General features: G+C 64.0%; 18 protein-coding genes and 1 pseudogene. 6 read left to right on the top strand and 13 right to left on the bottom strand.

The window, feature by feature from the left end:
• Nucleotides 1–57 precede the first annotated feature (57 nt).
• The 4 genes from RAH39_RS13445 to gmk all read right to left on the bottom strand — a co-directional run bounded on the left by RAH39_RS13445 (nucleotide 58) and on the right by gmk (nucleotide 5,516).
• Entirely contained in the window at nucleotides 58–2,064 is a 2,007-nt protein-coding gene (locus RAH39_RS13445) for a dipeptidyl-peptidase 5 (RefSeq protein ID WP_306590638.1), read from the bottom strand.
• Between the two features lie 15 nt (nucleotides 2,065–2,079).
• Nucleotides 2,080–3,237 (bottom strand): acyl-CoA dehydrogenase family protein, encoded by a 1,158-nt coding sequence (locus RAH39_RS13440; protein ID WP_306590637.1) that lies wholly within the window; start codon nucleotides 3,235–3,237, stop codon nucleotides 2,080–2,082.
• Between the two features lie 13 nt (nucleotides 3,238–3,250).
• Entirely contained in the window at nucleotides 3,251–4,831 is a 1,581-nt protein-coding gene (locus RAH39_RS13435; RefSeq protein WP_306590636.1) for a S41 family peptidase, read from the bottom strand.
• A 70-nt stretch (nucleotides 4,832–4,901) separates the two neighbouring features.
• On the bottom strand, nucleotides 4,902–5,516 hold the full coding sequence (gene gmk / locus RAH39_RS13430; protein WP_306590635.1) for a guanylate kinase: 615 nt from the start codon (nucleotides 5,514–5,516) through the stop codon (nucleotides 4,902–4,904).
• A gap of 83 nt (nucleotides 5,517–5,599) precedes the next feature.
• Here gmk and RAH39_RS13425 point away from each other — a divergent pair, with 83 nt between their 5' ends.
• On the top strand, nucleotides 5,600–6,127 hold the full coding sequence (locus RAH39_RS13425; protein WP_306590634.1) for a DUF1579 domain-containing protein: 528 nt from the start codon (nucleotides 5,600–5,602) through the stop codon (nucleotides 6,125–6,127).
• 12 nt (nucleotides 6,128–6,139) lie between these two features.
• Here RAH39_RS13425 and RAH39_RS13420 read toward each other — a convergent pair whose 3' ends face one another.
• From RAH39_RS13420 to RAH39_RS13410, 3 genes are all read right to left on the bottom strand, one after another.
• Nucleotides 6,140–9,160 (bottom strand): PEP/pyruvate-binding domain-containing protein, encoded by a 3,021-nt coding sequence (locus RAH39_RS13420; RefSeq protein WP_306590633.1) that lies wholly within the window; start codon nucleotides 9,158–9,160, stop codon nucleotides 6,140–6,142.
• A gap of 77 nt (nucleotides 9,161–9,237) precedes the next feature.
• Nucleotides 9,238–10,587 carry an NADP-specific glutamate dehydrogenase gene (gdhA, locus tag RAH39_RS13415; protein WP_306590632.1) on the bottom strand — a complete coding sequence of 450 codons (1,350 nt, stop codon included), beginning with the start codon at nucleotides 10,585–10,587 and terminating at the stop codon, nucleotides 9,238–9,240.
• Nucleotides 10,588–10,845: 258 nt separating this feature from the next.
• Entirely contained in the window at nucleotides 10,846–11,313 is a 468-nt protein-coding gene (locus tag RAH39_RS13410) for an SRPBCC family protein (RefSeq protein WP_306590631.1), read from the bottom strand.
• A gap of 104 nt (nucleotides 11,314–11,417) precedes the next feature.
• On the opposite strand from RAH39_RS13410, the gene dcuS reads away from it, so the two are divergent.
• The 3 genes from dcuS to dctA all read left to right on the top strand — a co-directional run bounded on the left by dcuS (nucleotide 11,418) and on the right by dctA (nucleotide 15,302).
• Complete coding sequence (gene dcuS / locus RAH39_RS13405) at nucleotides 11,418–13,019, top strand: DcuS/MalK family sensor histidine kinase (protein ID WP_306590630.1); 1,602 nt, start codon at nucleotides 11,418–11,420, stop codon at nucleotides 13,017–13,019.
• Entirely contained in the window at nucleotides 13,016–13,732 is a 717-nt protein-coding gene (locus tag RAH39_RS13400; protein WP_306590629.1) for a response regulator, read from the top strand. The genes dcuS and RAH39_RS13400 overlap by 4 nt, the downstream gene beginning before the upstream one ends.
• Before the next feature lie 244 nt (nucleotides 13,733–13,976).
• Nucleotides 13,977–15,302, top strand: coding sequence for a C4-dicarboxylate transporter DctA (dctA, locus tag RAH39_RS13395; RefSeq protein ID WP_306590628.1), 1,326 nt, complete (start codon nucleotides 13,977–13,979; stop codon nucleotides 15,300–15,302).
• A 90-nt stretch (nucleotides 15,303–15,392) separates the two neighbouring features.
• On the opposite strand, the gene RAH39_RS13390 is transcribed toward dctA, so the two are convergent.
• A complete protein-coding gene (locus RAH39_RS13390) occupies nucleotides 15,393–15,809 on the bottom strand; it encodes a DUF1398 domain-containing protein (protein ID WP_306590627.1) in 417 nt (138 codons plus the stop codon).
• Nucleotides 15,810–15,931: 122 nt separating this feature from the next.
• On the opposite strand from RAH39_RS13390, the pseudogene RAH39_RS13385 reads away from it, so the two are divergent.
• Both RAH39_RS13385 and RAH39_RS13380 read left to right on the top strand, forming a co-directional pair.
• Nucleotides 15,932–16,039 (top strand): annotated as a pseudogene (locus tag RAH39_RS13385) (dihydrofolate reductase); the annotation flags it as partial.
• A 325-nt stretch (nucleotides 16,040–16,364) separates the two neighbouring features.
• Complete coding sequence (locus RAH39_RS13380; RefSeq protein ID WP_306590625.1) at nucleotides 16,365–17,906, top strand: hypothetical protein; 1,542 nt, start codon at nucleotides 16,365–16,367, stop codon at nucleotides 17,904–17,906.
• A 396-nt stretch (nucleotides 17,907–18,302) separates the two neighbouring features.
• Here the strand turns inward: RAH39_RS13380 and RAH39_RS13375 are convergent, their stop codons facing one another.
• From RAH39_RS13375 to RAH39_RS13355, 5 genes are all read right to left on the bottom strand, one after another.
• On the bottom strand, nucleotides 18,303–19,145 hold the full coding sequence (locus RAH39_RS13375; protein ID WP_306592119.1) for an IS3 family transposase: 843 nt from the start codon (nucleotides 19,143–19,145) through the stop codon (nucleotides 18,303–18,305).
• 5 nt (nucleotides 19,146–19,150) lie between these two features.
• The gene (locus RAH39_RS13370; RefSeq protein WP_306590246.1) at nucleotides 19,151–19,486 is read right to left on the bottom strand and encodes a DUF1153 domain-containing protein; all 336 of its coding nucleotides are present in this window, start codon (nucleotides 19,484–19,486) and stop codon (nucleotides 19,151–19,153) included.
• Nucleotides 19,487–20,155: 669 nt separating this feature from the next.
• The gene (locus tag RAH39_RS13365; protein ID WP_306590624.1) at nucleotides 20,156–21,199 is read right to left on the bottom strand and encodes a DUF4238 domain-containing protein; all 1,044 of its coding nucleotides are present in this window, start codon (nucleotides 21,197–21,199) and stop codon (nucleotides 20,156–20,158) included.
• 31 nt (nucleotides 21,200–21,230) lie between these two features.
• Nucleotides 21,231–21,569 (bottom strand): hypothetical protein, encoded by a 339-nt coding sequence (locus RAH39_RS13360; protein ID WP_306590623.1) that lies wholly within the window; start codon nucleotides 21,567–21,569, stop codon nucleotides 21,231–21,233.
• 46 nt (nucleotides 21,570–21,615) lie between these two features.
• Nucleotides 21,616–21,936, bottom strand: coding sequence for a hypothetical protein (locus RAH39_RS13355; protein ID WP_306590622.1), 321 nt, complete (start codon nucleotides 21,934–21,936; stop codon nucleotides 21,616–21,618).
• Nucleotide 21,937 lies beyond the last annotated feature (1 nt).

Genomic DNA, 21,937 nt, shown 5'->3' with positions numbered 1-21,937 from the left:
CAGCGCGCGCAGAGGAGCCAAAAAGGCCTCTGCGCGCGCTGCGGTTGAAGCGGGCTTCTACTTCGTCCAGCGCTCGCACCAGCCGAGCACGGTGTCGTACCAGAGCTTGCTGTTCTGGGGCTTGGCGATGAAGTGGAACTCGTCGGGGAAGTAGAGCAGTTCGCTGGGGATGCCGCACACCTGGTGGACGTTGTAGAGCTGGAAGGCCTCGGTGACGGGGACGCGGTAGTCCAGCTCGCCGTGGACCACGAGCATGGGCTTCTTGAAGTTGGCGGCGCCGCTGCTGGGGCTCTGGGCGCGCCAGCGGGCCTGGGTCTCGGCGCTCTCCCAGGGCCAGCCCTTGAATTCCCAGCGGGGGAACCACAGCTCCTCGCTGCCGATCTGCATGCTCTCGGTGTTGTAGATGCTGGCGTGGGCCACGAAGGCCGCGAAGCGGTCGGGGTAGTGGCCCGCGATCCAGTTCACGGCGTAGCCGCCGTAGCTGCCGCCGCAAGCCACCACGCGCTTGGGATCGGCGTTGGGAAACCGCTTCAGGGCGGCGTCCAGGGTGTTCATCAGGTCGGTCATCACGGCGCCGTTCCAGTCGCCGCTGATGGCGTCGGTGTAGGCCTGGCCGAAGCCCGTGGACCCGCGGGGGTTGGGCAGGACGGTGATGAATCCCCGGCCCGCCCAGGCCTGGGCATTCCACCGCGCGTGCCAGCTGTCGGCCCAGGCGCCCTGGGGCCCGCCGTGGATGACGAAGGCCACGGGGTAGGTCTTGGCGGGATCGAAGCCCACGGGCTTCACCATGAAGGCGTGGGCCTTCGCGGGCTTGCCGTCCACGGGCACGGTGTCCACCCACAGGTCCTCGCCGGGATTGAGGGCCAGTTCCTTGGCGAGCGCTTCATTGTGGGCGGTGAGGCGCGACGCGCGGCCGGTCTTCAGGTCGAGGCTGTGCAGGTCCGGCGGCGTGGCGAGGGTGGTGGCGGCGATCACGGCCCGGTCGCCCGCCAGGGCGAAGCCTTCCACATGGAGGCCCGTGGTGAGGCGCTGGAGCCCCTTGCCGGTCCAGCGGAACAGGTCCGTGTGGCCCTGCTGGTCGCTGGTGGCGACGAGATCCTGGCCCTGCCACTGGTAGTCGCCGAAGCTCTGGTCGAGGGCGGCGGTGGTGCGGACGATCTGGCCCGTGGCGCGGTCCATGATCCGCAGCTCCCACTGGTCCGCCTCGAAGCCCGCGCGGCGCTGGGCGCGCCAGGCGATGGACTTCCCGTCGGGCGAGTAGCGGGGCGTGTTGTCCATGGCGGGGTTGTCGGTGAGCTTCTTCGCGGGGCCGCCGGCCAGCGCCACTTCGTAGATCTCGCCGTTGGTGCTGGTGCCCTTGGTCTGCTCGGGGGCCGATTCGAAGGCGAGGGCCTTGCTGTCGGGGGCCCATCCGAACCCGTCGCCCGCGGAGACGCCCGCGAAGTTGGGAACGTCCGTCGCGAGGCCCGCGGTGAGGTCCCGGGGCGCGGCGTTGCCGTCGGCGGGCACCACGAAGAGATGGCTCACCTGCTGGGGATCCTTCCATTCGTTCCAGTGGCGGTACATCAGCGTCTTGATGTGGCGCGCCTTGACCTTGCTCTCCTCCTGGGCCTTCAGGTAGGCCGCGTTCTCCGCGTCGCTGCCCGAAGGCACGGTGGTGGAGAGGAAGGCCAGCCACTTGCCGTCGGGACTCCAGACCTGGCCCTCGGCGCCGCCGCTGAGCTTCGTGATCTGGCGCTTCTCCTTCGTGCCCAGGTCCACGACCCACACCTGGCTGCCGGACTGGTAGGCCAGCTTCTTCCCGTCGGGGCTGAAGCGCGGCCGGCTCTGGCTGCCGCCGCCCAGATCCAGCTCCTTGGCCGGGCCGCCCGCGGGCTGGAACCAGATCCGACTGACGGACTTGTTGGCGGTCATGTCCACGGCGCCCACCTGGTAGGCGAGGTCCCCGGCGGCGGAGAGCTGGGGATCGCCGACGCGCTTGACCTTGAATAGGTCGTCCACCTGGAGGGGGCGCGAGGCGAGCAGAGGCAGGGCTGCCGCGAGGAGGAGGATCGGGGGTCTCATGGGTGCTCCGGAAAATCAGTACTCGGACTGGAGGTACCGCGCGATGACCGTCCGCTGGATCTCGCTGGTGCCCTCGCCGATGGTGCAGAGCTTCACGTCCCGGTAGTACTTCTCCACCGGGTAGTCCTTGGTGTAGCCGTAGCCGCCGAGGATCTGCACGGCTTCGCTGGCCACGCGGCAAGCGACTTCGGAACTGTAGAGCTTGGCCATGCTGGCGGCCTTGGCGTAGGGCAGGCCCTGGTCCTTGAGGCCCGCGGCGCGGTAGATCAGGAGGCGCGCGGCCTCGATCTCCGTGCCCATGTCGGCCAGCTTGAATTGGATGCCCTGGTGGTCGGCCAGGGGCCGGCCGAAGGTGCGGCGCAGCTTGCTGTAGCGCACGGCCTCCTCGAAGGCGCCCTGCGCCATGCCCAGGCCCAGGGCGCCGATGCTGATCCGGCCGCCGTCCAGGGTCTTCATGGCCTGCTTGAAGCCCACGCCCTCGTCGCCCAGGAGGTTGGCCTCGGGGACCTTCACGTCCTCCAGGATCAGCTCGGAGGTGTCGCTGGCCCGGAGGCCCAGCTTGTTCTCCTGCTTCCCGGCGCGGAAGCCGTTCATGCCCTTCTCCAGGATGAAGGCGCTGATCCCGTCGGCGCTGCTGCGGCCCGCCACGGGCGGGCGGGTGCGGGCCATGACCACGAAGATGTCGCCCACGGTGCCGTGGGTGATGAAGGTCTTGGTCCCATTCAGGACGTAGTGGGAGCCTTCCTTCCGCCCGGAGGTGACGAGGGCCCCGGCGTCGCTGCCGGAGCCGGGCTCCGTCAGGCCCCAGGCGCCGATGGCCTGCCCGCTGGCCAGGGGGCGCAGCCAGGCCTGCTTCTGCCGCTCGTCGCCCATGGCGTAGATGTGGTTGCTGCACAGGCTGTTGTGGGCGGCCACGGTGATGCCGACGGACCCGTCCACCCGGGACAGCTCCTCCACCGCCACGGCGTATTCCAGATAGCCCATCCCCGCGCCGCCGTACTGCTCCGGGAAGATCACGCCCATCAGGCCCATCCCGCCCAGGCGCTTCACCACGTCCAGGGGGAAGGTCTTGGCCTCGTCCCAGGCCATGACGTGGGGGCGGATCTCCTTCTCGGCGAACCGCCGGACTTCCTGCCGCAGGGCTTCGACGTGATCGGGCAGCGTGACGTCCATGGCGGGCCTCGCTTCAGCGGAGGGCGGCGACCGTGGTGGAGGCGCCGCGGGCGATGAGCTGCTTCTTGCGGAGGAGGCCCTCGGCTTCGGGCATCACTTCCAGGGCCTTGAGGATGGCGGGGTCCTTCTCGCACTGGATCTTGAAGCCCGCCTCGATGCCGAAGGCGACGTTCTGCATCTCGATGGAGATCTGCTCGCGCATGGCCTCCGCGTTGGCCTCCCAGTCCTGGTCCGAGATGGTCAGCGACTGCTCCTGCGCCCAGGCGCGGAAGCGCGCCATCACCGCGTCGTCCGCGTGCTGGCCGGGGCGCACGCCGAAGTGCTCCTTCTCGTGGACCGCGAACCGGAAGAAGGCGGAGTGGCGGAACCGGAAAGTGGCCATGAACTCGTTCACCTTGGCTACGGGGAGCGAATAGTCGGGGTTGATCCCGCCGCCGCCGTAGACCGTGCGGCCCAGGTCGGTCTTGAAGGCCGGACCCTGGGGCTTCGTGTCCTTCTCGTCCTCGGGGTTGTAGTAGTCGTCCAGGCCATGGGTGTAGTCGCGCTGGATGCTGCGGCCCGACGGCGTGTAGTAGCGCGCGGTGGTGAGGGCGAGGCCCCGGGAGCGGTTGATGGGCAGGAGGCTCTGGACCAGGCCCTTGCCCCAGCTCGTCTGGCCCACCACCACCCCGCGGTCGTGATCCTGGACGGCGCCGGTGACGATCTCGCTGGCGCTGGCGGACAGGCGGTTGATGAGCACCACCAGGGGGAAGGGATCGAGCTGGGCGCCTTTGCTGGTGCGGGTCTGGCTCTCGTCGCGTCCGTCGCGGCCCTTCTGGCTCACGATGAGCTGGTCGGGGCCGAGGAGCTGCCGGCAGATCCCGATGGCCGCGTCGAGGACGCCGCCGCCGTTGAAGCGCAGGTCGAGGACGAGGCGCTTCATCCCCTGCTTCTTGAGGGAGGCCACGGCCTTCTCGAACTCGTCGGAGGTGGTCTCGCCGAAGTCCTTGATCTGGATGAAGCCCGTGTCGGCATCCAGCATGAAGCTGTGGTAGACGCTGTTGGTGGGCACTTCGGCCCGGGGGATCGAGAACCGCATCAGGTCCGCGAGCCCCGCGCGGCGGACGGCCAGTTCCACGAGGGTGCCCTTTTCCCCGCGCAGCTTCTGGAGCGCCGCGTTGGAGCTCATACCCTCGGTGTTGGTGCCGTCGATCTCCTTGATGATGTCGCCGGAGCGGATGCCGACGCGCTCCGCGGGGCCGCCCTTCATGGGGCTGATGATGGCGATGCCCTGGTCGTGCTGCTGGATGATGGCCCCGATCCCGAAGAAGGAGCCCTTCTGCTCCTCGCGCAGCAGCCGGAACTCGCTCTCGTCCATGTAGTTCGAGTGGGGGTCGAGGGTGTGCAGCATCCCCTGGATGGTGGCGTGGGCGAGCTGCTTGGAAGGGGGCGGCTCCGGGGTCTGCTTCTGGACCAGGTCCATGATCTCGGTCAGGGTGTCGAGGCTGCGCTGCCGTCCGCCCTCTCCGCTGGTGCGGGCGAGCAGAGGGCCGGCGACGGCGACCGTGGCCGCCATGACCATCCACATCCAGTTGCGCGTGATGAAACGGGCCATGGGCTTGATCCGGGAGAACGTCATTCCCCAGGATACGCCCGCCTCCGGCACGGGGCGACGAGGCCTTTTGTCAGAACCCTTCGAGGATCCGGCGGGCCAGGGGGGTCATCCGCGGCCGCTCCGCGCGGGCCGCGTGGATGATGCCCTCGAACTGGCGATAGGCGAGTTCCACGTCATCGTTCATCACCAGATAGTCGTAGGCCGGATACTGCTCCATCTCGTGGCGGGCGTGGCGCATCCGGATGCCCACCTGCTCGTCGGAATCCTTGGCGCGGCTGCGCAGGCGCTGCTCCAGGGCCGCCGCCGACGGGGGGAGGATGAAGATCATCCGCGCATCGGGAATGGCCTGCCGCAGGTTGAGGGCGCCGGTGGTCTCGATATCCAGGAGGACGTCCCGCCCGCTGGCCAGGACCTCCTCCAGCCAGGCGCGGCCGGTGCCGTAGCGGTGGCCGTAGACCTCCACCCACTCCACGAAGCCGCCTTCCTGGATCATGGCGTCGAACCGGGCGTCGTCGATGAAGAAGTAGTCGCGGCCGTCCACCTCGCCCGCCCGGGGTTGGCGGGTGGTGCAGGAAATGGAGAACACCAGGTCGGGGACGTTCCGGACCAGCCGGTGGACCAGGGTCGACTTGCCCGCTCCCGACGGAGCGGAGACCACGAACACGCTGCCGGGATGGTGGATCAAGGCGCCCCTCCGAATCCTCCAGCTTAGCGGAAGCCGATTGGCGCCCAGCCAGGCAAGTCCTAGGATGGCGCCAGGAGGTTCCCATGCGCGGATTGACGCTGTTCCTCGGATGCGCCCTGGTCCTGTCGGCCCAGGAAGGCCCCAAGCCCACCCGCCACCACCTCGCCATGAAGGATCAGGCGGGGACCTGGACGGCCGTGGCGCGGCTGTACATGGATCCCTCGAAGCCGCCGGTGGTGGCCAAGGGGACGGAGGTCAACGCGCTCGTCGCGGGCGGCCTCTGGCTGAAGAGCGAACTCAAGGCCGAGATGATGGGCCAGGCCTTCGAGGGCCACGGGCTCTTCGGGTACGACACCCAGCAGAACGCCCACGTGGGGAGCTGGGTGGACAGCTCCGGCACCTGGATGGCGCTCACCAAGGGGCAGTGCAGCGGAAACTGCCGGGAGCAGGTCCTGTATTTCGAGGGCTACGACGAGGCCGGGAAGCCCGCTTCCTACAAGGAAGTGCACACCCAGGTGGACCGCGACCACCGCACCATGGCGATGTTCGTCAAGGCGAAGGGCGGGACCTTCGTCAAGCAGATGGACATGGAGTATGCGCGGGTGAAGTAGGCCCGCTTCGCGCTAGGCGAACCCCTCCTGCTCGGGCTCCGGCTCGGGCGGGAGGGGCGCCTGCTTGAAGATCGCCGAGGCGCTGCGCCGGCCGTCCATGACGATGTGGAGGGGCTCTTCCACCCGGCTGTGGACCAGGCAGCCCGACCGCCACACCTCCGGCTGGGCCCGCAGCCAGTCCCAGTCGAGCAGGGCCGTGCCGCGGGGATAGGGCACGGTGAAGTAGCCGATGTTCAGCGACGTGACGTTGTGGAAGAAGTGGGAGCCGAGCGAAGCGTCCGCCTGGAAGTTCTCCATGGCGTACTCCACGATCACCTGGGCGCAGGAGATCATCGACCAGGTGATGGGGATCCCCAGGTGGCGGTCGTTGCTCCCCCAGCGGCCGGGGCCCAGCAGGACGTACTTCCCGGCCTCGGCGCGGAAACGGTCGTTGAGCTTCTCCAGCTCCGCGGCCAGGGCGGGCGTCTCGAACTTGTCGAAGCCCGCCGGGTCCACCCACACGATGTCCCGCATCCCCTCGACGGTGCCGTTGCCCACGCACCGCTCGGAGAACAGGAACAGGTCGGCGGGATCCAGGTCCTCGGCGGAGAGGTTCACGTCCCCGCCGTCGATGAGCTGGTGCTTGATCTGGAGCAGCGTGAAGGTGGGCTTCCCGTTCTCCGGATCGGGATCGAGGTTCACGGCGAACTCGATCTCCACGGGCGTCTCCATGGCCTCGCGGACCAGCTGCAGCAGCCGCTGGAGGATGGCCGCCAACGGGAACTGGTCGTACTTGAGGATGTTGCGGAAGTTCACGATGCGCGGCCCGGGATAGTCCAGGCCGTCGCGGATCCGGTCGTCATTCCAGTCCCAGACCGAGGCGCAGTGCTGGAGGGCGCCGTCCTTCTCCGCTTCGGCGATGTCCAGCTTGAGCAGGGTGGCGTCCTCGCCGGCGTAGAGGTCCATGGACGTGCGGCTCAGGTCGAGGGCGTAGAAGTGCCGCTGGGTGGTGCGGAGCTGCTCCTTGGGGGGAACCACGTCCATCTCGGGGTAGGCCGGGGTGAACCGGTAGGCCTTGTCCCCTTCCACCACGTACTTCCCCAGGCCCACGGCGATATTGGCGATCCCATCCTGGGGCTGGGTGTAGGCCACGGGGTAGTAGTTGAAGGACTGGGCCACGCCGGACAGGTGCGGGTAGAAGCGGTCGCCGAACCGGCTGCCCGAGACCTCCTGGATGAGGAGGGCCATCTGTTCTTCCTCGATCTTGTAGTCGATGGCCTGGAAGTAGGAGCGCGACGCCTTGGAGTACACCGACGCGTAGACCAGCTTGATGGCCTCGGCGACCTGGGCGAGACAGACCTCGGGATCGGGGTGGTTGTTGGGCAGGAAGAAGGTGTTGTACAGCCCCGCGAAGGGATGGGACAGGCTGTCCTCCATCAGCCCCGACGATCGGACGGCGAGGGGCACCTGGGCGTGGCGGGACAGGAACAGGCGGAGCTTGTCCATCAGCTCCGGCGACAGGCTGCCCGCCAGGAACCGGTGCTTGATGGCGTCGTCGTCGGCGTCCTCCTGGAGGCTGTGCCGCAGGTCGTGGCGGTTGATGAACGCGGTGAATTCCTCCGTCCCCACGATGGCGGAGCGGGGGATGCGGATGTTGGCGCCGGGGATCTGCCGCTCGAGGTCCAGCCGGGACAGGAGGGCGTGGGTGAAGGCCACGCCCCGCCCCTTCCCGCCCATGGATCCGGCCGCCAGGCGGAGGATGTTGGGCTCCTCCTTGGGCGTGGATTCCGTGAGGGGGACGACCTTTCCGAGCGTCTTCATCCGTTGGACGTAGTCGCCCACGTGGATGAGGAAGGCGCGCATCTCCTCCGGGTCGCGGTAGTCCGAGATCCGGAACTTCGCCAGGACCTTGGCCACCTGGACTTCGCCGCGGGCCATGATCCAGGCGGAGAAGTGGTTGCGCGAGGCGTGGTAGACGAGGCTTTCCACGGGGATGATCCGCAGCTTGTCGCGCAGGTCCTCCATGTTGGTGGCGCGGGCGATCTCCGCCCCTTCCCGGTCGCGGAAGATGAAATCGCCGAACCCCAGCCGCTCGTAGAAGAAGCTCGAAAGCTCCGCGCCCAGCGTGTAGGAGTTCTTGTTCAGGAACCCGCTGTTGAGCGCCGTGGCCCAGGATTCCTTCAGGGGATCCGAGGACTGGAGCAGGGTTGGCAGGTCCGGGATGCGCTCCTTCAGGGCGCGGATGAGCTTGATCCCCGCCTGGGAATCCAGGACCCCGTCCTTGGGGAACTTTCGGTCCGAGATGACGCACAGCAGGCAGTCCTGGTAGCGGTCGCAGAAGCCCATCGCCTCTTCATAGGAGGTGGCCAGGATCACCTTGGGCCGCACCCGCATGGACAGGGTGCGGGTCATCCGGTCGAGGTTCTGGTCCTTCGCCAGGCGGGTGGTCTGCTTGAGGATCTCGCTGTAGAGGATGGGCAGGTACCGCGAGTAGTAGCGGATGCTGTCCTCCACCAGCAGGATCACGCGGGTGAGGCCGACGCGGGTGTCGTTCTGGACGTTGGCCCGGTCCTCCATGAACTTCACCATGGCCATGAAGATCTCGGGGTTCCCGTTCCACACGAAGATCTGGTCGTAGTGGCGCAGCAGATCCTGGCGGCGCCGGTCCATGGCGCCCACCTCCACGTTGTCGTTCAGCAGGAGGTAGATGGGGATCTTGGTGTCGGCCTTCCGCAGGGCCCGGCTCAGCTCCACGTGCCCGCCCTGGCCCAGGCGGCTCATCACGATGATCATGTCGAAGTGGCGGCTGGCGCAGGTCTCCAGCGCGTCCTCCACCGTGGACACGTTGGTCACCCGCGGCGGATTGCTCATGTTGAGCTGGTAGTAGCCCTCGAACAGGATCTCCGTCAGCAGCCCGTCCTGCTCCAGGGTGAAGGCGTCGAAGGCCGGCGAGACCAGCAGGATCTCCCGGGCGCGCAGGGGCATCAGGTCGTGGAAGATCTCCTTGTCCGAGGCGTACTTGTGGAAGATCTCGTTGAACTCCGGACTGATCATCGGGGCCTCGTCGTATGCCGGAAGTGTACAAACGAAAGGAGGGCCCGGGCGGGCCCTCCTTCGCGGGGAGAGAAAGACTAGACGAGTCCCTGGTCGATCATGGAGTCGGCCACCTTGAGGAAGCCGGCGATGTTCGCGCCGTTGACGTAGTTGCCGGGGGTGCCGAAGCGGGCCGCGGCGTCCACGCAGGACTTGTGGATGTTGACCATGATCTGGTGTAGGCGGGCGTCCACTTCCTCGGCGGTCCAGCCCAGGCGCATGGAGTTCTGGCTCATCTCGAGGCCGGAGGTGGCCACGCCGCCGGCGTTGGAGGCCTTGCCGGGGGAGAAGATGATCTTGTCCGTGTTGGCCTGGAAGAACTCCACGGCGTCCAGGGTGCTGGGCATGTTGGCGCCTTCCACCACGGCCAGGCAGCCGTTGGCGAGCAGGCCCTTGGCTTCGTCGAGGTTCAGCTCGTTCTGGATGGCGCAGGGCAGGGCCACGTCGACCTTCTGCTCCCAGGGGCGCTTGCCGGCGTGGAACTGGGCCGTCTTGAAGCGCTGGGCGTAGGGGGCCACGGACATGCGGTCGATGCGGAGCATCTCCTCCATGTAGGCGATCTTCTCTCCACTGATGCCGTCGGCGTCGTAGATGTAGCCGTCGGGGCCGGAGATGGTGACGACCTTCGCGCCGAGCTGGGTGGCCTTGGTGACGGCGCCCCAGGCGACGTTGCCGAAGCCGGACACGGCGACCTTCTTGCCCTGCATGCTGTTGCCCTTGGTCTTCAGCGCCTCTTCGGCGAAGTAGACCACGCCGTAGCCGGTGGCCTCGGGACGGATGAGGCTGCCGCCCCAGTACTGGCCCTTGCCGGTGAGCACGCCGGTGAACTCATTGGCGAGCTTCTTGTACATCCCGAACATGTAGCCCACTTCGCGGCCGCCCACGCCGATGTCGCCGGCCGGCACGTCGGTGTCGGGGCCGATGTGGCGGAACAGCTCCATCATGAAGGACTGGCAGAAGCGCATCACTTCGGCGTCGGACTTGCCGTTGGGATCGAAGTTGGAGCCGCCCTTGCCGCCGCCCATGGGCAGGCCGGTCAGGCTGTTCTTGAAGATCTGCTCGAAGCCCAGGAACTTCAGGGTGTCGAGGGTGACGTTGGGGTGGAACCGGATGCCGCCCTTGTAGGGCCCGATGGCGCTGCTGAACTGCACGCGCCAGCCCGGATTGACGCGGATCTGGCCCTTGTCGTCCACCCAGGGCACGCGGAAGCCGATGGCGCGCTCGGGCTCCAGGATGCGCTCGAGGATGGCGTTCTTCTTGTACTTGGGCTCCTTCTCGAGGACCGGCGCCAGGGAATGCAGGATCTCGGTGGCCGCCTGGATGAACAGGCTTTCCCAGGGGGCCTTCTTCTTGAGGCCCTCAAGGACTTCGTTGACGTACTGGCTCATGGTTCCTCCGGGAAGGAGAGGGTGTGAAGGCGGAGCCTATGCTCCGGTCGAAGGGGGTCTTGAGGGGGTGCCGCCTCGCCCGTTCCCGGGCATCCGCGGCGTGGTTCAGGGGTCCGAAAACGGGACGACATGACTCTAGCCGCTGGAATCGGGGCGGGCGAGGGCCCCCCTTCAAGAGGTGATGGGAAGCACTAAATCGGGCCCGATTAGGCTCCCGCGCCCCAATCGGGTTGACGGAGTGTCAAAGGGCCATCCCCGTCAGCCCATCCGCCCCAGTTCCGCCTCCAGGCGGTTGAAGTTCTCCTCGTTCGCAGGGACCACGAAGTCCCGCACCTCCGCGCACGCCTCGGCGGACTCGAACCGCATCCGGAAGGTCACCTCCGTCCCGCCGTCCGCTGCCTCGAAAGTGGCCACCACCCGGAAGCGGTGGCCCGAGACGTGGTCGAACACGAGGCGGCTGGGGGCCTCCACCTCCACGAACACGCTCTGGTTGGGGTAGTCGGTGCCGTCGGGCCCGTGCATCACGAAGCGCCACGCGCCGCCGGGCACGGGCTCGAAGGCCTCGAAGGTGTTGGTGAAGCCCTTCGGCCCCCACCACACGGCGAGGTGGACGGGGTCGGTCCAGGCGGCGAACACCCGCTCCCGGGGCGCGGCGAAGACCCGGCGGGAGACGATCTCGCAGTCGGGATCCCAGGCGGGTTCGGGGGTGCTCCTCGGGGTGCTCATGGGGCCTCCGGTCGGGCGCGTCGCGGAAAGGGCCAACCTGCGGCCGGCCCAAGGGGGTGTCAAGGGCCTGTGCAGGTCAGGGCGCGGGTTAGGATGGTCCTACGATGTCCCGGACGCGCCCCGTCATACGCCTGCGGGCCAGGATCACCCTCCTGGTCAGCCTGATCCTCGGGCTGGCCCTCCTCGTCACCGGCGTGCTGGTGGACTGGAAGATGGAGCAGCAGGCCCGGGAGGCTTTCGGCGAGAAGGTGGTCCTCCTGTCCCGCATCGTCGCCGAGTCCGACATCGCGCGGGAGGGCCTCCTGGGAAAGCGCTCCCCCGACGAGGTGCAGGCCTTCGCCGAGCGCATCCGGCTGGAATCCGCCACGGACTACGTGGTGGTGATGGGCATGGACGGCCTCCGGCTGTCCCATCCCACGCCCACCCAGATCGGCGCCCGCTTCGCCGGGGGCGACGACGCGGACGTCTACCGCGGCCGGTCCTACCTGTCCGTGGCCCAGGGGACCCTGGGCGTGTCGCTCCGCGCGTTCACCCCCGTCCGCGATGGCGAGCGGCAGGTGGGGGCCGTCGCGGTGGGAATGCTGATGTCCGGCGTGGACCGGGCCGTGGTCAGCGTCCAGAAGCGCATCCTGTTCGGCGGTGCCGTGGGCTTCGCGGCGGGGATCCTGGGCGCGATGTATCTCGCCGGCCGGATCAAGGGGATCCTCATGGGCATGGAGCCCCAGGAGATCTCGACGGTCCTCCAGCAGCGGAACGCCATGCTGCATTCGGTGCGCGAGGGCGTGCTGGGCGTGAACCGCGACCTGGTCGTCACCATCGTCAATGAGGAGGCCCTGCGCCTGTTCGCCCGCGCGGGGAGCCACGGCGAGCTGGTGGGCCGCAACGTCGAGGAGGTCCTGCCCAGCTCCCGGCTGCGGGGCGTGGTCGAGACGGGCCAGGCGGAGTACGACCAGGAAGGCGACATCCTGGGCCTGCCCATCCTCACGAACCGCGTCCCCGTGCTGGTGGAGGGCCGCATCGCGGGAGCGCTCGCCACCTTCCGCGACAAGACCGAAGTGAACCGCCTGGCGGAGCAGCTCACCGGGGTCCGGTTCTACGCTGATGCCCTGCGGGCCCAGACCCACGAGTTCATGAACAAGCTCCACGTGATCCTCGGGCTGGTGAAGCTGGAGGAGTACGAGCGGCTGGAGACCTACATCACCGGCGTGGCCGGGCGGCTGGACGACGAGGTGGGCTTCGTGGTTCAGCGCATCAAGGATCCGGTGGTGGCGGGCTTCCTGCTCGCGCGGTTCGCCTCCGCCCGGGAGCAGAACATCCTGATGCGCCTCGACGAGGACGCGTCGTTGCCGCCCTGTCCCGACGGCGCCGCGTCCCACGACCTCGTCACCGTCCTCGGCAACCTCCTGGAGAACGCCGTGGAGGCCATTGGGGACCGGACCCACCGGGAGATCCAGGTCTCGCTCCGGCCGGAGGAGGACGACGTGCACCTGTCCGTCGCCGACACGGGGCCGGGCCTGCCCGAGGACGTCCTCGCCCGGGCCTTCACGCTGGGGTTCTCCACCAAGGGCGAGAACCGCGGTTTCGGCCTGTGGCAGGCGGCCCGCACCGTCGAAGCCCGCGGAGGCCGCCTGGAGGCCCGGAACCGCGAGGAGGGCGGCGCCCTCTTCACAGCGTCGCTCCGCCTGTTCCCGGGGGAGGAGGCATGATCCGCGTCCTGCTGGTGGAAGACGATCCCATGGTGGCCGAGCTGAACCGGATCTACCTGACCCGGGTGAAGGGCTTCGAGGCCGTGGCCCTGGTGCGGAGCGCGCCGGAGGCGCTGGAGCTGCTGCGCAGCCGGCCCGTGGATCTGCTCTTGCTGGACATCTTCATGCCCGGCCAGAGCGGGATCGAACTCATGGAGGAGATCCGCCGGGCGGGCGTGGACGTCGACGTGATCTTCGTGACCGCCGCCCGGGACACGGCCACCATCGACCGGGCGCTGAAGCTGGGCGCCGTGGACTACCTGATCAAGCCCTTCGAGTTCGAGCGGCTGAAGCAGGCGCTGGAGCGCTACCGCGAGACCCGCCACCGCATCCGCGAGGGCCAGGCCCTGGACCAGACGGAGTTGGACAAGCACCTGGGCCGCCGCCCGGCGGAACCGGCGAGGGCCGCGGGCCTTCCCAAGGGCCTGGACCGGAACACCCTGGACCGCGTGCTGCGGGCCATCCTCGCGTGGCCGGAGGCCTCCCCCTGGTTCACCAGCGAGGAGATCGGCCAGCAGGTCGGCCTGTCGCGCGTCTCGGTGCGGAAGTACTTCGAGTTCCTGGCCGCCCTCCATGTCCTGCGGATGGAGCCGGGCTACGGCACGGGCGGGCGGCCCGTCCACCGCTTCACCCTCCAGAAGGCCCATCTGCGCGAGGTCCAGCGCCTCCTGTGAGGGTGGTCAGACCGGCGCTTTCAAAAGTTTCAATTCCCGAAATCAACTTCCAGAACGGCCGGCCCCGGAGGGGCTAGCCCAGAATGATCAAACCTACCCGTAGGTCATATGTGTAGTACGCCAGTCCGGCACCCGGGTCCTTCGTTCCCATCGCCGTCCGGCATCTTTCCCACCGCGTCTCCATCCGGCCCTGTTTCTGGGGCCGCCGGTTTCCATGCCCGGATCCGCTGAAAGGACCTTCACCATGCTCAAGCGCGCCGCAACCAAACTCTACAACTGGGTCGCCCTGATGATCATTCTCGGGGCGATCCTGGGGCACTTCTACCCGGTGGTCGCCGTCAAGATGCAGCCCTTCGCCGACGGGTTCATCAGCCTGATCAAGATGCTGATCCCCCCGGTGATCCTGTGCAGCGTCGTGCTGGGCATCGCGGGCTCCGGCAGCATCAAGAAGGCCGGCCGCGTGGGCGGGAAGGCGATCCTGTACTTCGAGGTGGTGAGCACCCTGGCGCTGGTGGTGGGCCTCGTGATGGCCAACCTGTTCGGCCCCGGCCGCAGCTTCCACGCCGATCCCGCCAAGCTTGATCCCAAGCTGGTGGCCAACTACGTGACCCAGGCGCAGCACATGACCGTGGCGGATCACCTCCTGAAAATGATCCCCAAGACCATGTTCAGCGCCTTCACCGACGGCGACATCCTGCAGGTGCTGCTGATCTCCGTCCTGCTCGGGTTCGCGGTGGCCGCCCTCAACGAGAAGCACAAAGCGCCCCTCATCGGCTTCCTGGAGAACCTCAGCAAGGCCTTCTTCGGCGTCATGCACCAGATCCTCTACCTGGCCCCCCTCGGCGCCGGCGCCGCCATCGCCTACACCATCGGCAAGTTCGGGCTGAAGTCCCTGGTGCCCATGGCCCAGCTGATCTTCCTGTTCTACGCCACCTGCGCCCTGTTCGTGTTCGTGGTGCTCGGGGCCATCGCCCGCATCGCCGGATTCAACATCTTCAAGGTGGTGAGCTACATCAAGGACGAGCTCCTGCTCGTGATGGCCACCAGCTCCTCCGAATCCGCCCTGATCCCCCTGATGGAGAAGATGGAGAAGATCGGCCTGTCCAAGTCCATCGTCGGCCTGGTCATCCCCACCGGTTACTCCTTCAACCTGGACGGCACGAACATCTACATGACCCTGGCCTCGCTGTTCATCGCCCAGGCCCTGGGCATCGAGCTGACCCTCGGCCAGCAGCTCGGCATCCTCGTGGTGGCCATGATCACCAGTAAGGGCGCCGCCGGCGTCACCGGCTCGGGCTTCATCACCCTCGCCGCCACCCTCGCCGTCGTCCCCGGGATCCCCGTGGCGGGCATGGCCCTGATCCTCGGCATCGACAAGTTCATGTCCGAGGCCCGCGCCATCACCAACCACATCGGCAACTGCATCGCCGCCGTGGTCATGGCCAGCTGGGAGAAGGAAATCGATTGGGAGAAGTTCCACGCCAACATCGGCCGCTCCGCCAAGTCCGCTCCCGTCACCACCGCCGTGGCCGTCGCGGAAGTGCCGGTGCTGGCCGGCGAAGCGGAATAGGGCGCACTCTTCCAACGAACCAAAGGCGGGGGCTTCGGCCCCCGCCTTCGCGTACCGACGGGCCGCCGTGGGCGGGTTGCTTCGGAAAGGCTAGGGAACGTCCACCGCCGGATAGGCCTCCACGTAGCTTTCGCCGCTGGCGCCGCGGTAGGTGACGGTCCGCCCCTCGAAGTCCACGTCGTAGTCGATCACCCCCGCCCGCCACGCCGCCGCCAGGAATTCCGGGAAGCTGCCCTCGCCCGCTTGGTCCCGCCGCAGGGCCGCGACGAGGGCTTCCTCATCGAACGGAGGAACTTCCAGCGCGCCCAGCGCCAGAGGCTGCCCCTGCATCACCACCGCGCCCAGCCCCGTCCAGTAGGTGCTCTGGCAGGAGGGCAGGGCCCACCGGTTCCGCCGGACCTCCGCCCGGCGCAGGGTCTCGGCCAGGTAGGGGAATCCCCCCGCCTTCGGCCGGCCCACCATCGCCTGTTGGAGTGCCGTCTGAAGGTTGGCTACAGCGTTGGTCATGGTGTCTCCTTTCGAGACAGGATCCGCAAACTGATTTGGTAAAGCGTCCACGGTAGCTTTCAGCTGACTTAGCGAGGATGAAGATATTCTCGAAATCTCAAGCCAAGAAGGTGGAGGCTCGCATGAGGAAGCTCAGAATCATCGAGCACATCTCGCTGGATGGCGTCATTCAGCATTCCGACGATGACGACGGTTTTTCGTACAGCGACTGGACTGCGCCCTATCGGACTTACAAAGTCGTCGGATCTTTGAAGCTGGGATAGTTCACCATCCTAGGTCCGCAGCAGTATCAACCGGATTCCCCTGATTCCGATGTCCCCCATCCTGCCTCTCGTTATTTGTCTATTGTATTTGCTCCTTTTTGGGGTGTTGCGTAAAGCCATATTGGGGGAACATGGCAACTCAGAGTGCAGTGGGGGGAGACTTTCCGAGAAGAGGCGACTGACAGTGAGTTTATTAAGACTACTCAGACTAACGGAGATGAAATAATTTGTAAGCAAGAGCTTCCACAAAGGCTTGTTTTTTAAATCGTTTTAATTTATTAATGGGGTGATCATGTTCAAACGACTTATAACTGTGGTTTTTGCTTTAATGGCAACAATAACCATGCCCTGTTTTGGGAGAGATCTATCCTCCAATTCAATATCTTACGCAATGATTAATGGCGCTCCCATCAATGTGTTGGACTGGGGAGTAAATACGACTGCCAATGACAATGCTTCTGCTTTTAAGTTATTATCGGAATGGGTGAATTCTCAATATGTTGTTCAGGGCGGTAAGCCTATTGGGATTTATTTCCCGATGGGGACTTACCAGTATTCTGGCGGGTTAGACTTTCAAACTCCCGTTTACTTGTTTTCTAATGGAGATGCTACGCTCTATTACACGGGGAGTGGAAACGCCATTGATTTAGGAAATTTAAATACCGGCTTATATCCTTATTCAAATGCGCACTATACCGTAGATGGCCTTAGAATAACTAGTACAAAGGCCGCTATTCATGGTATTTTCTTGCGACCATTTGTTCTTAGCCCGAGAATAATAAACGTTGTCTTCAAGGACTTTGGGAGTGGTGCTGGCGGGAGTAATTACTGTATTTATGGATATGACAATATATGGGACGCCGTAATTGAAAATGTTCGTATGTATACTGTAGATAGAAATGATGCTAATGCGAATTTTATTGGAATAATTGGTGTCAGTCCTGCCGGGGTATCTGACGGCGGAAACTCAAGAGTTACAATCAGCAATTGTTTTATGGCTGCTTATAATGATATTGATTTAGGGGTTTATGCACAAATTAGCGGAACTGGGTCAAGAATTTTGGGTGGATCATTTGTTAATAGTAGTTATGGGATAATTCTTACACCAGATGCTCAAGATATAATCATTGATAGTGTTTATGCTGAAATGGCAAATAATGCTTTAGCATACATTACTACAGTGAGCAAAACCATTGGAGGGAATTTGTATTTTCCGCAAGGAATTGTTGTGAAAAATGCTTATATAAATTTTCACGGTCATAATATTCCTATGGTTAAAGTTTTTGACTCCAATGTTAGATATATTGATTGGACTATAGATCACGTTGTTTATGGGGGGATTGTTGATGGTCATTTGATGATTGAACAGAATGATTACGGGAATCAATGGCATAATACCGCTTCTGGTTTTGTCCCCTTGTCTATTCCTTCTTCAAATGATGATGGACGTAGGGTACAAATAACAAATCCTAATTTATTAGCCGCCGAACCTTGGAGTAATCCTGGCGCTGTTTTTGGTACAGAGAAAGTCACGAAAACAACTTATGCTCTGTCGCAAACAGATTGTGGAAAAATCAAAAGATTAACAAATTTACCTACTGTTGTGACTGTCCCGAATTCAATATTGAGCCCGTATGTGCCTGTCGGTGCTGTTATTTATTTGCATAATGAAACAGGTGGAAACCAAACAATCGTCGGTGCGTCTGGCGTTTCTCTGTACTTAACAGGTACTTCGGGGGGTCCCGGGACAAGAACTATCGGTCCTAATGGATTGGCGAGATTGATTAACATTCAGGCTAATGTATGGCTTGTTGATGGACCCGGTGTGAACTAAATGACAATTTGCGAGTCATTTAGAAGGTGTAATTATAAAATTTGATGAAACTTATCGAATCTTCATAAATGGTGGAGGTGGTGGCTACCGAATTTAATGTGTATCTACAGCATAAAAACAAGTTATTGAAATAGTGATTGATGGGTTGCCCCCAATGTTGCCCCCGCTTGATGGGCCTTGGCTCCCCGGTCGTTCCGATCATTTTCGGCCATCCAAGGACCGCGAGATCCAATCCAGTCGTCGCTTTGCCCCGCCCAGCGCTTGAATCATCAGGCATGCACGCAGAGCCCGCAAGCGACTGAATGTGCGCTCGTGCATGCCTCTCGGCCTGCGACCCGTGGCGCTGCACTCCCAGGGTGTAGTGCTCCCCTGATTGTTGGACAAGTTTGAGGGTTATCAGGCAGCGGGTTGGGGGTTGAGGAACGCCTCTCGGGGCGTCCGGTAGGCCAAGGCCTGGTGGGGCCTCTGGGTGTTGAAGTGGTCGATGTATCGGGCGATGACGGCGCGGGCTTCGCGGATGTCCTGGAACCGGTGGAGCCAGGCGCACTCTTCCTTGAACGAACGGATGAACCGCTCGCACAAGCCGTTCTGCTCGGGGGTATAGGGCGTGATGTATTCCTGCTTCAGGCCGTAGTCCTTGACCAGAGCCCGGTAGGCCCGGGAGCCGAACACGAGGCCATTGTCATGGCGGAGGGCGAGGCCCGGCGGTGCGCCGTGGGTCCATCCGAACCGGTGGATCAGGGCTTCTTCCAGAGCGCGTTCCGCATTCTGGGCCCTGGCCGTTCGATCCAGGCTCCAGCCCAGGACTTCGCGGGTGCAGCAGTCCAGGACGGGCACGAACGCGCACCAACCATCAACCCCGCATTCCACCAGGGCGATGTCCGTGGACCAGCGCTGGTTGGGGAACGGGGCAATGGATTTCGACCCCGGCACCCTTGGGCGCTTCCCCACGGCCCGCTGGCGGCAGCTCCAGCCCTTGATCCGCATGAGGCGGTGGATCTTCTTGCGATTGGTGGACTGACCCAGGCGATACCTCAACCAGGCCCATACCCGCCGGATGCCGAAGGTCGGGTGGGCCTGGATGATCTCGTGGACGGTCCTGGCCAGGGCCTCGTCCACCGGGCGATGCAGCTTCTCCACCTTGGGCTGGTGGTAGACCGTGGAGCGCGGCACACCGAGCACCCGGCAGAGGCGAGTCATCGGGATCTCCATCCCCGCCTCCAGCACATCGCACCGCACCGCATTCACGAGATCCCTTCCGGCAAGTCCTTGCCGAGAATGCGATGCGCTTTTTTTAGGATGTCCACCTCCAGCGCCAGCTCGCCGACCTTGGCTTGCAGGCGCTGCTTCTCGGCCTCCCACTGGGCCTCGCGGTCCCGTGGGTGGGTGCGCAGGGCCTCCGTGCCCTGGCTGAGGAAGTCGTCCTTCCACTGCTCCAACTCGGCCACGGTCAGCCCGTGCTGGCGGGCGGCATCGGCGGCCGTGATCTTTCCCTTGATCAGGTCCAGAACGACGGCGGCCTTCCTTTTGGCCGTCCATCGCTGGATATTCCCTTCGGGGAGGGGTTGGGTTTGGGACATAGGGGTTCTCCTGGTGAAGGACCTGAGCCCTCCGGAGCCGCCGCGCCAGGGTGCTTCGCTTCGGTCGGCCTACGGCCTCCCATCGCTTCGCACCCTGGCGGCTGGATATCATCCTTCTCGGCTCCTTATTGCCTGTCCAACCTCAGAGGGGGACGGAATAAGGGCTCCCAACCGAGGCGCTGGCGGACCCGCTCGGCCTTTCGAAGGGCACGTCCCGCAGCCGACTCCCGCTGACTTGGGTAGACGAGATCGAGGCACTGGCGACAGGCGAAGCCCCCACACTCGTAGAGCAAGGCCACGTGGCGTCCGCAACCGGGGCGGGGGCATAGGAACCACGGCCGGTGCCCGCCCAGGTGACAGGTCGTGCGGACCACGTGGATGACGTCATGCTGTACGGGTCCAGGTTCTTTGCAGGGTCCGGTGCTATAGGCGATCTGAAGATGGTCGCCCATGGGGTGGACCTGGATTTGGGCCAGAAGTTCACCGCACTGATGCCATGTCCGCGTAAACGAAAAACCAGGTCGGAGAAGTCCTTCGCGCTGCCACTTGCGGATGTCGATGGCCCGGAGGTGCGAGGTCATAGGCTTGGCATGCAGAGATCGCTTACGACCGCTATCGAATCCACTCATACTTTCCTCTCGTGAATAATTTCGAAATCAATAGGGAGCTTCATTCCAGTGCATCGTTGCCAGCCAGGTCAGCCGATGCCTCTAACATCCACTCTTTGAAAGCTCTGTCCACCTCATCAAGACTCATCATTTCGGACTCGGTTCCGAGTAGCGGCTGAAGCTGCTTCAACTCCTCGGATTGGGCGCTCCCCACGAAAAACTCCCTACAAGCCCTCGCATAGGCGGCGCGTATTTCTTCCGGAGATGATGTTGGAGGTCGGTCAGGGAGGAGTCCCACCAGCAGCCGTTGGCTCGTGATCGGGAGATACGCCCCCATCAGCAGGTCGCCCTTCTCGTCATAGGGTTTGTATCGACGGGTCCCTCCTGTTTCGAAGAGCACACCCACATCACCGAGAATCATCGGGGACGGAACGTCGATCACAGACCACGACAGCTTGCGGTAGTTCGCCACTCGCGCCTCGGGGGCCAATTCCCTTCGCAGTAGTTCCACATGGGTTTTCTTCACCAGCACGGGGATTCTCTTTCGGGTCTGAGACATGGCATCAAGAATCATGGCCTGAAGCGCTGGTCCACACTCTTCCTCAAATCTCTTGAGTAAACTGGGAAAGTCCTGCATGGCCATCGGACGTAGAAATGCTGGGGTCCCCGCCAGGATCTGCTGCTTAGTCTTCGGAGAATTCAGCACCATGCGCATGAAGTCCTGACCGGATGCCAGAAAATCATCGAATCGTTCAAGCGCGATATCTCCGAGGGCCTCGACAGAATCACGTATGTGCCTGGTGCGGGTCACGAAGTGGGCGACCATTTCAGGTACGCCCATACCATCGGCTGCGCTTCCGGTAGGCAGGTCCCGTAGGTGATCGACAAGCTCCACCATGGGCCTCTCAGCGGCCGTAATCTCGGGGTCTGCGGTGTCCTGTCCGGTTCTGTAGAAGCCCTTTTCGTGTCCGATATTGCGAGTGCTTTCTTCCCGGGGGGCGGCGTTCTTACGGTATAGCCAGACGAAGACCTTCTTTTCTTCAATTCTGCTTGCAAAGCCCTTCATCAGGAATCGAGGAAGGAAGTGGTGCTTATTGCCAGCCATGATGCCTCCGCAGCCGTAGAAGAGTGAGACCCTAGATGACCGTTCCCGCCTTCACATGGTGGACCACGGCACAGGTCGCCGCCGCCAGAAGGAGCAGCCCGCCAAAGGGCGGGGAGAGCACCAGGAAGATCACGCCCAGGATCGCCAACGCGGTGGCGACCTTCTTCAAGTGCTGGGCCTGGGCTTGGTTCGTGGTCTTGATGAAATTCGGTTGAATTTCGGCCACGTCACGGGCGTAGAGCCATTGCCTAAGGACAGGGTTGAAGATGTAGTCCTCCTTCAGAATTCGGCCCTCGGTGGCCCACTGCTTGAGGGTGGGGATATCGGGGCAGGGATATTCGTCCCCGCCCTTCCTGACCTTCCATTCCATGGCTTCTCCTTGATGTCGACTTGATGTCGACGAGTTCTCGCTGCGCTCACTGTTTCCGGTGCCGGTTCTGGTAGCGATACATCACGTCCCAGACCTCCATGCAGGAGTCATGGAGGTCTGGGCCTTTGATCGCTGCTTTGTAGTTGGGGTGATGCAATTTTCGAATGATTTCGGCCATGGTTTGTGCCACGCGCTCCCGGTCGATCCTGGCCCGGTAGAGATAGTCATTGCGGGGCGTGGTCTCGACCACGACCTCCGGGAAGTGGGCTTCGATCTCGCCCTCTCGGCGGGCCCGGATCAGCAGGGTGCTCCCATCACCACCCTTGTCGACAATCGAAAGAAACGATGACGGCGTGAAGATCCACATC

This window comes from Geothrix sp. 21YS21S-4, from assembly GCF_030845995.1.
Lineage (GTDB): Bacteria > Acidobacteriota > Holophagae > Holophagales > Holophagaceae > Geothrix.
The sequence above is the reverse complement of the archived record's forward strand: the minus strand, read 5'-3'. Positions and strand labels throughout refer to the sequence as shown.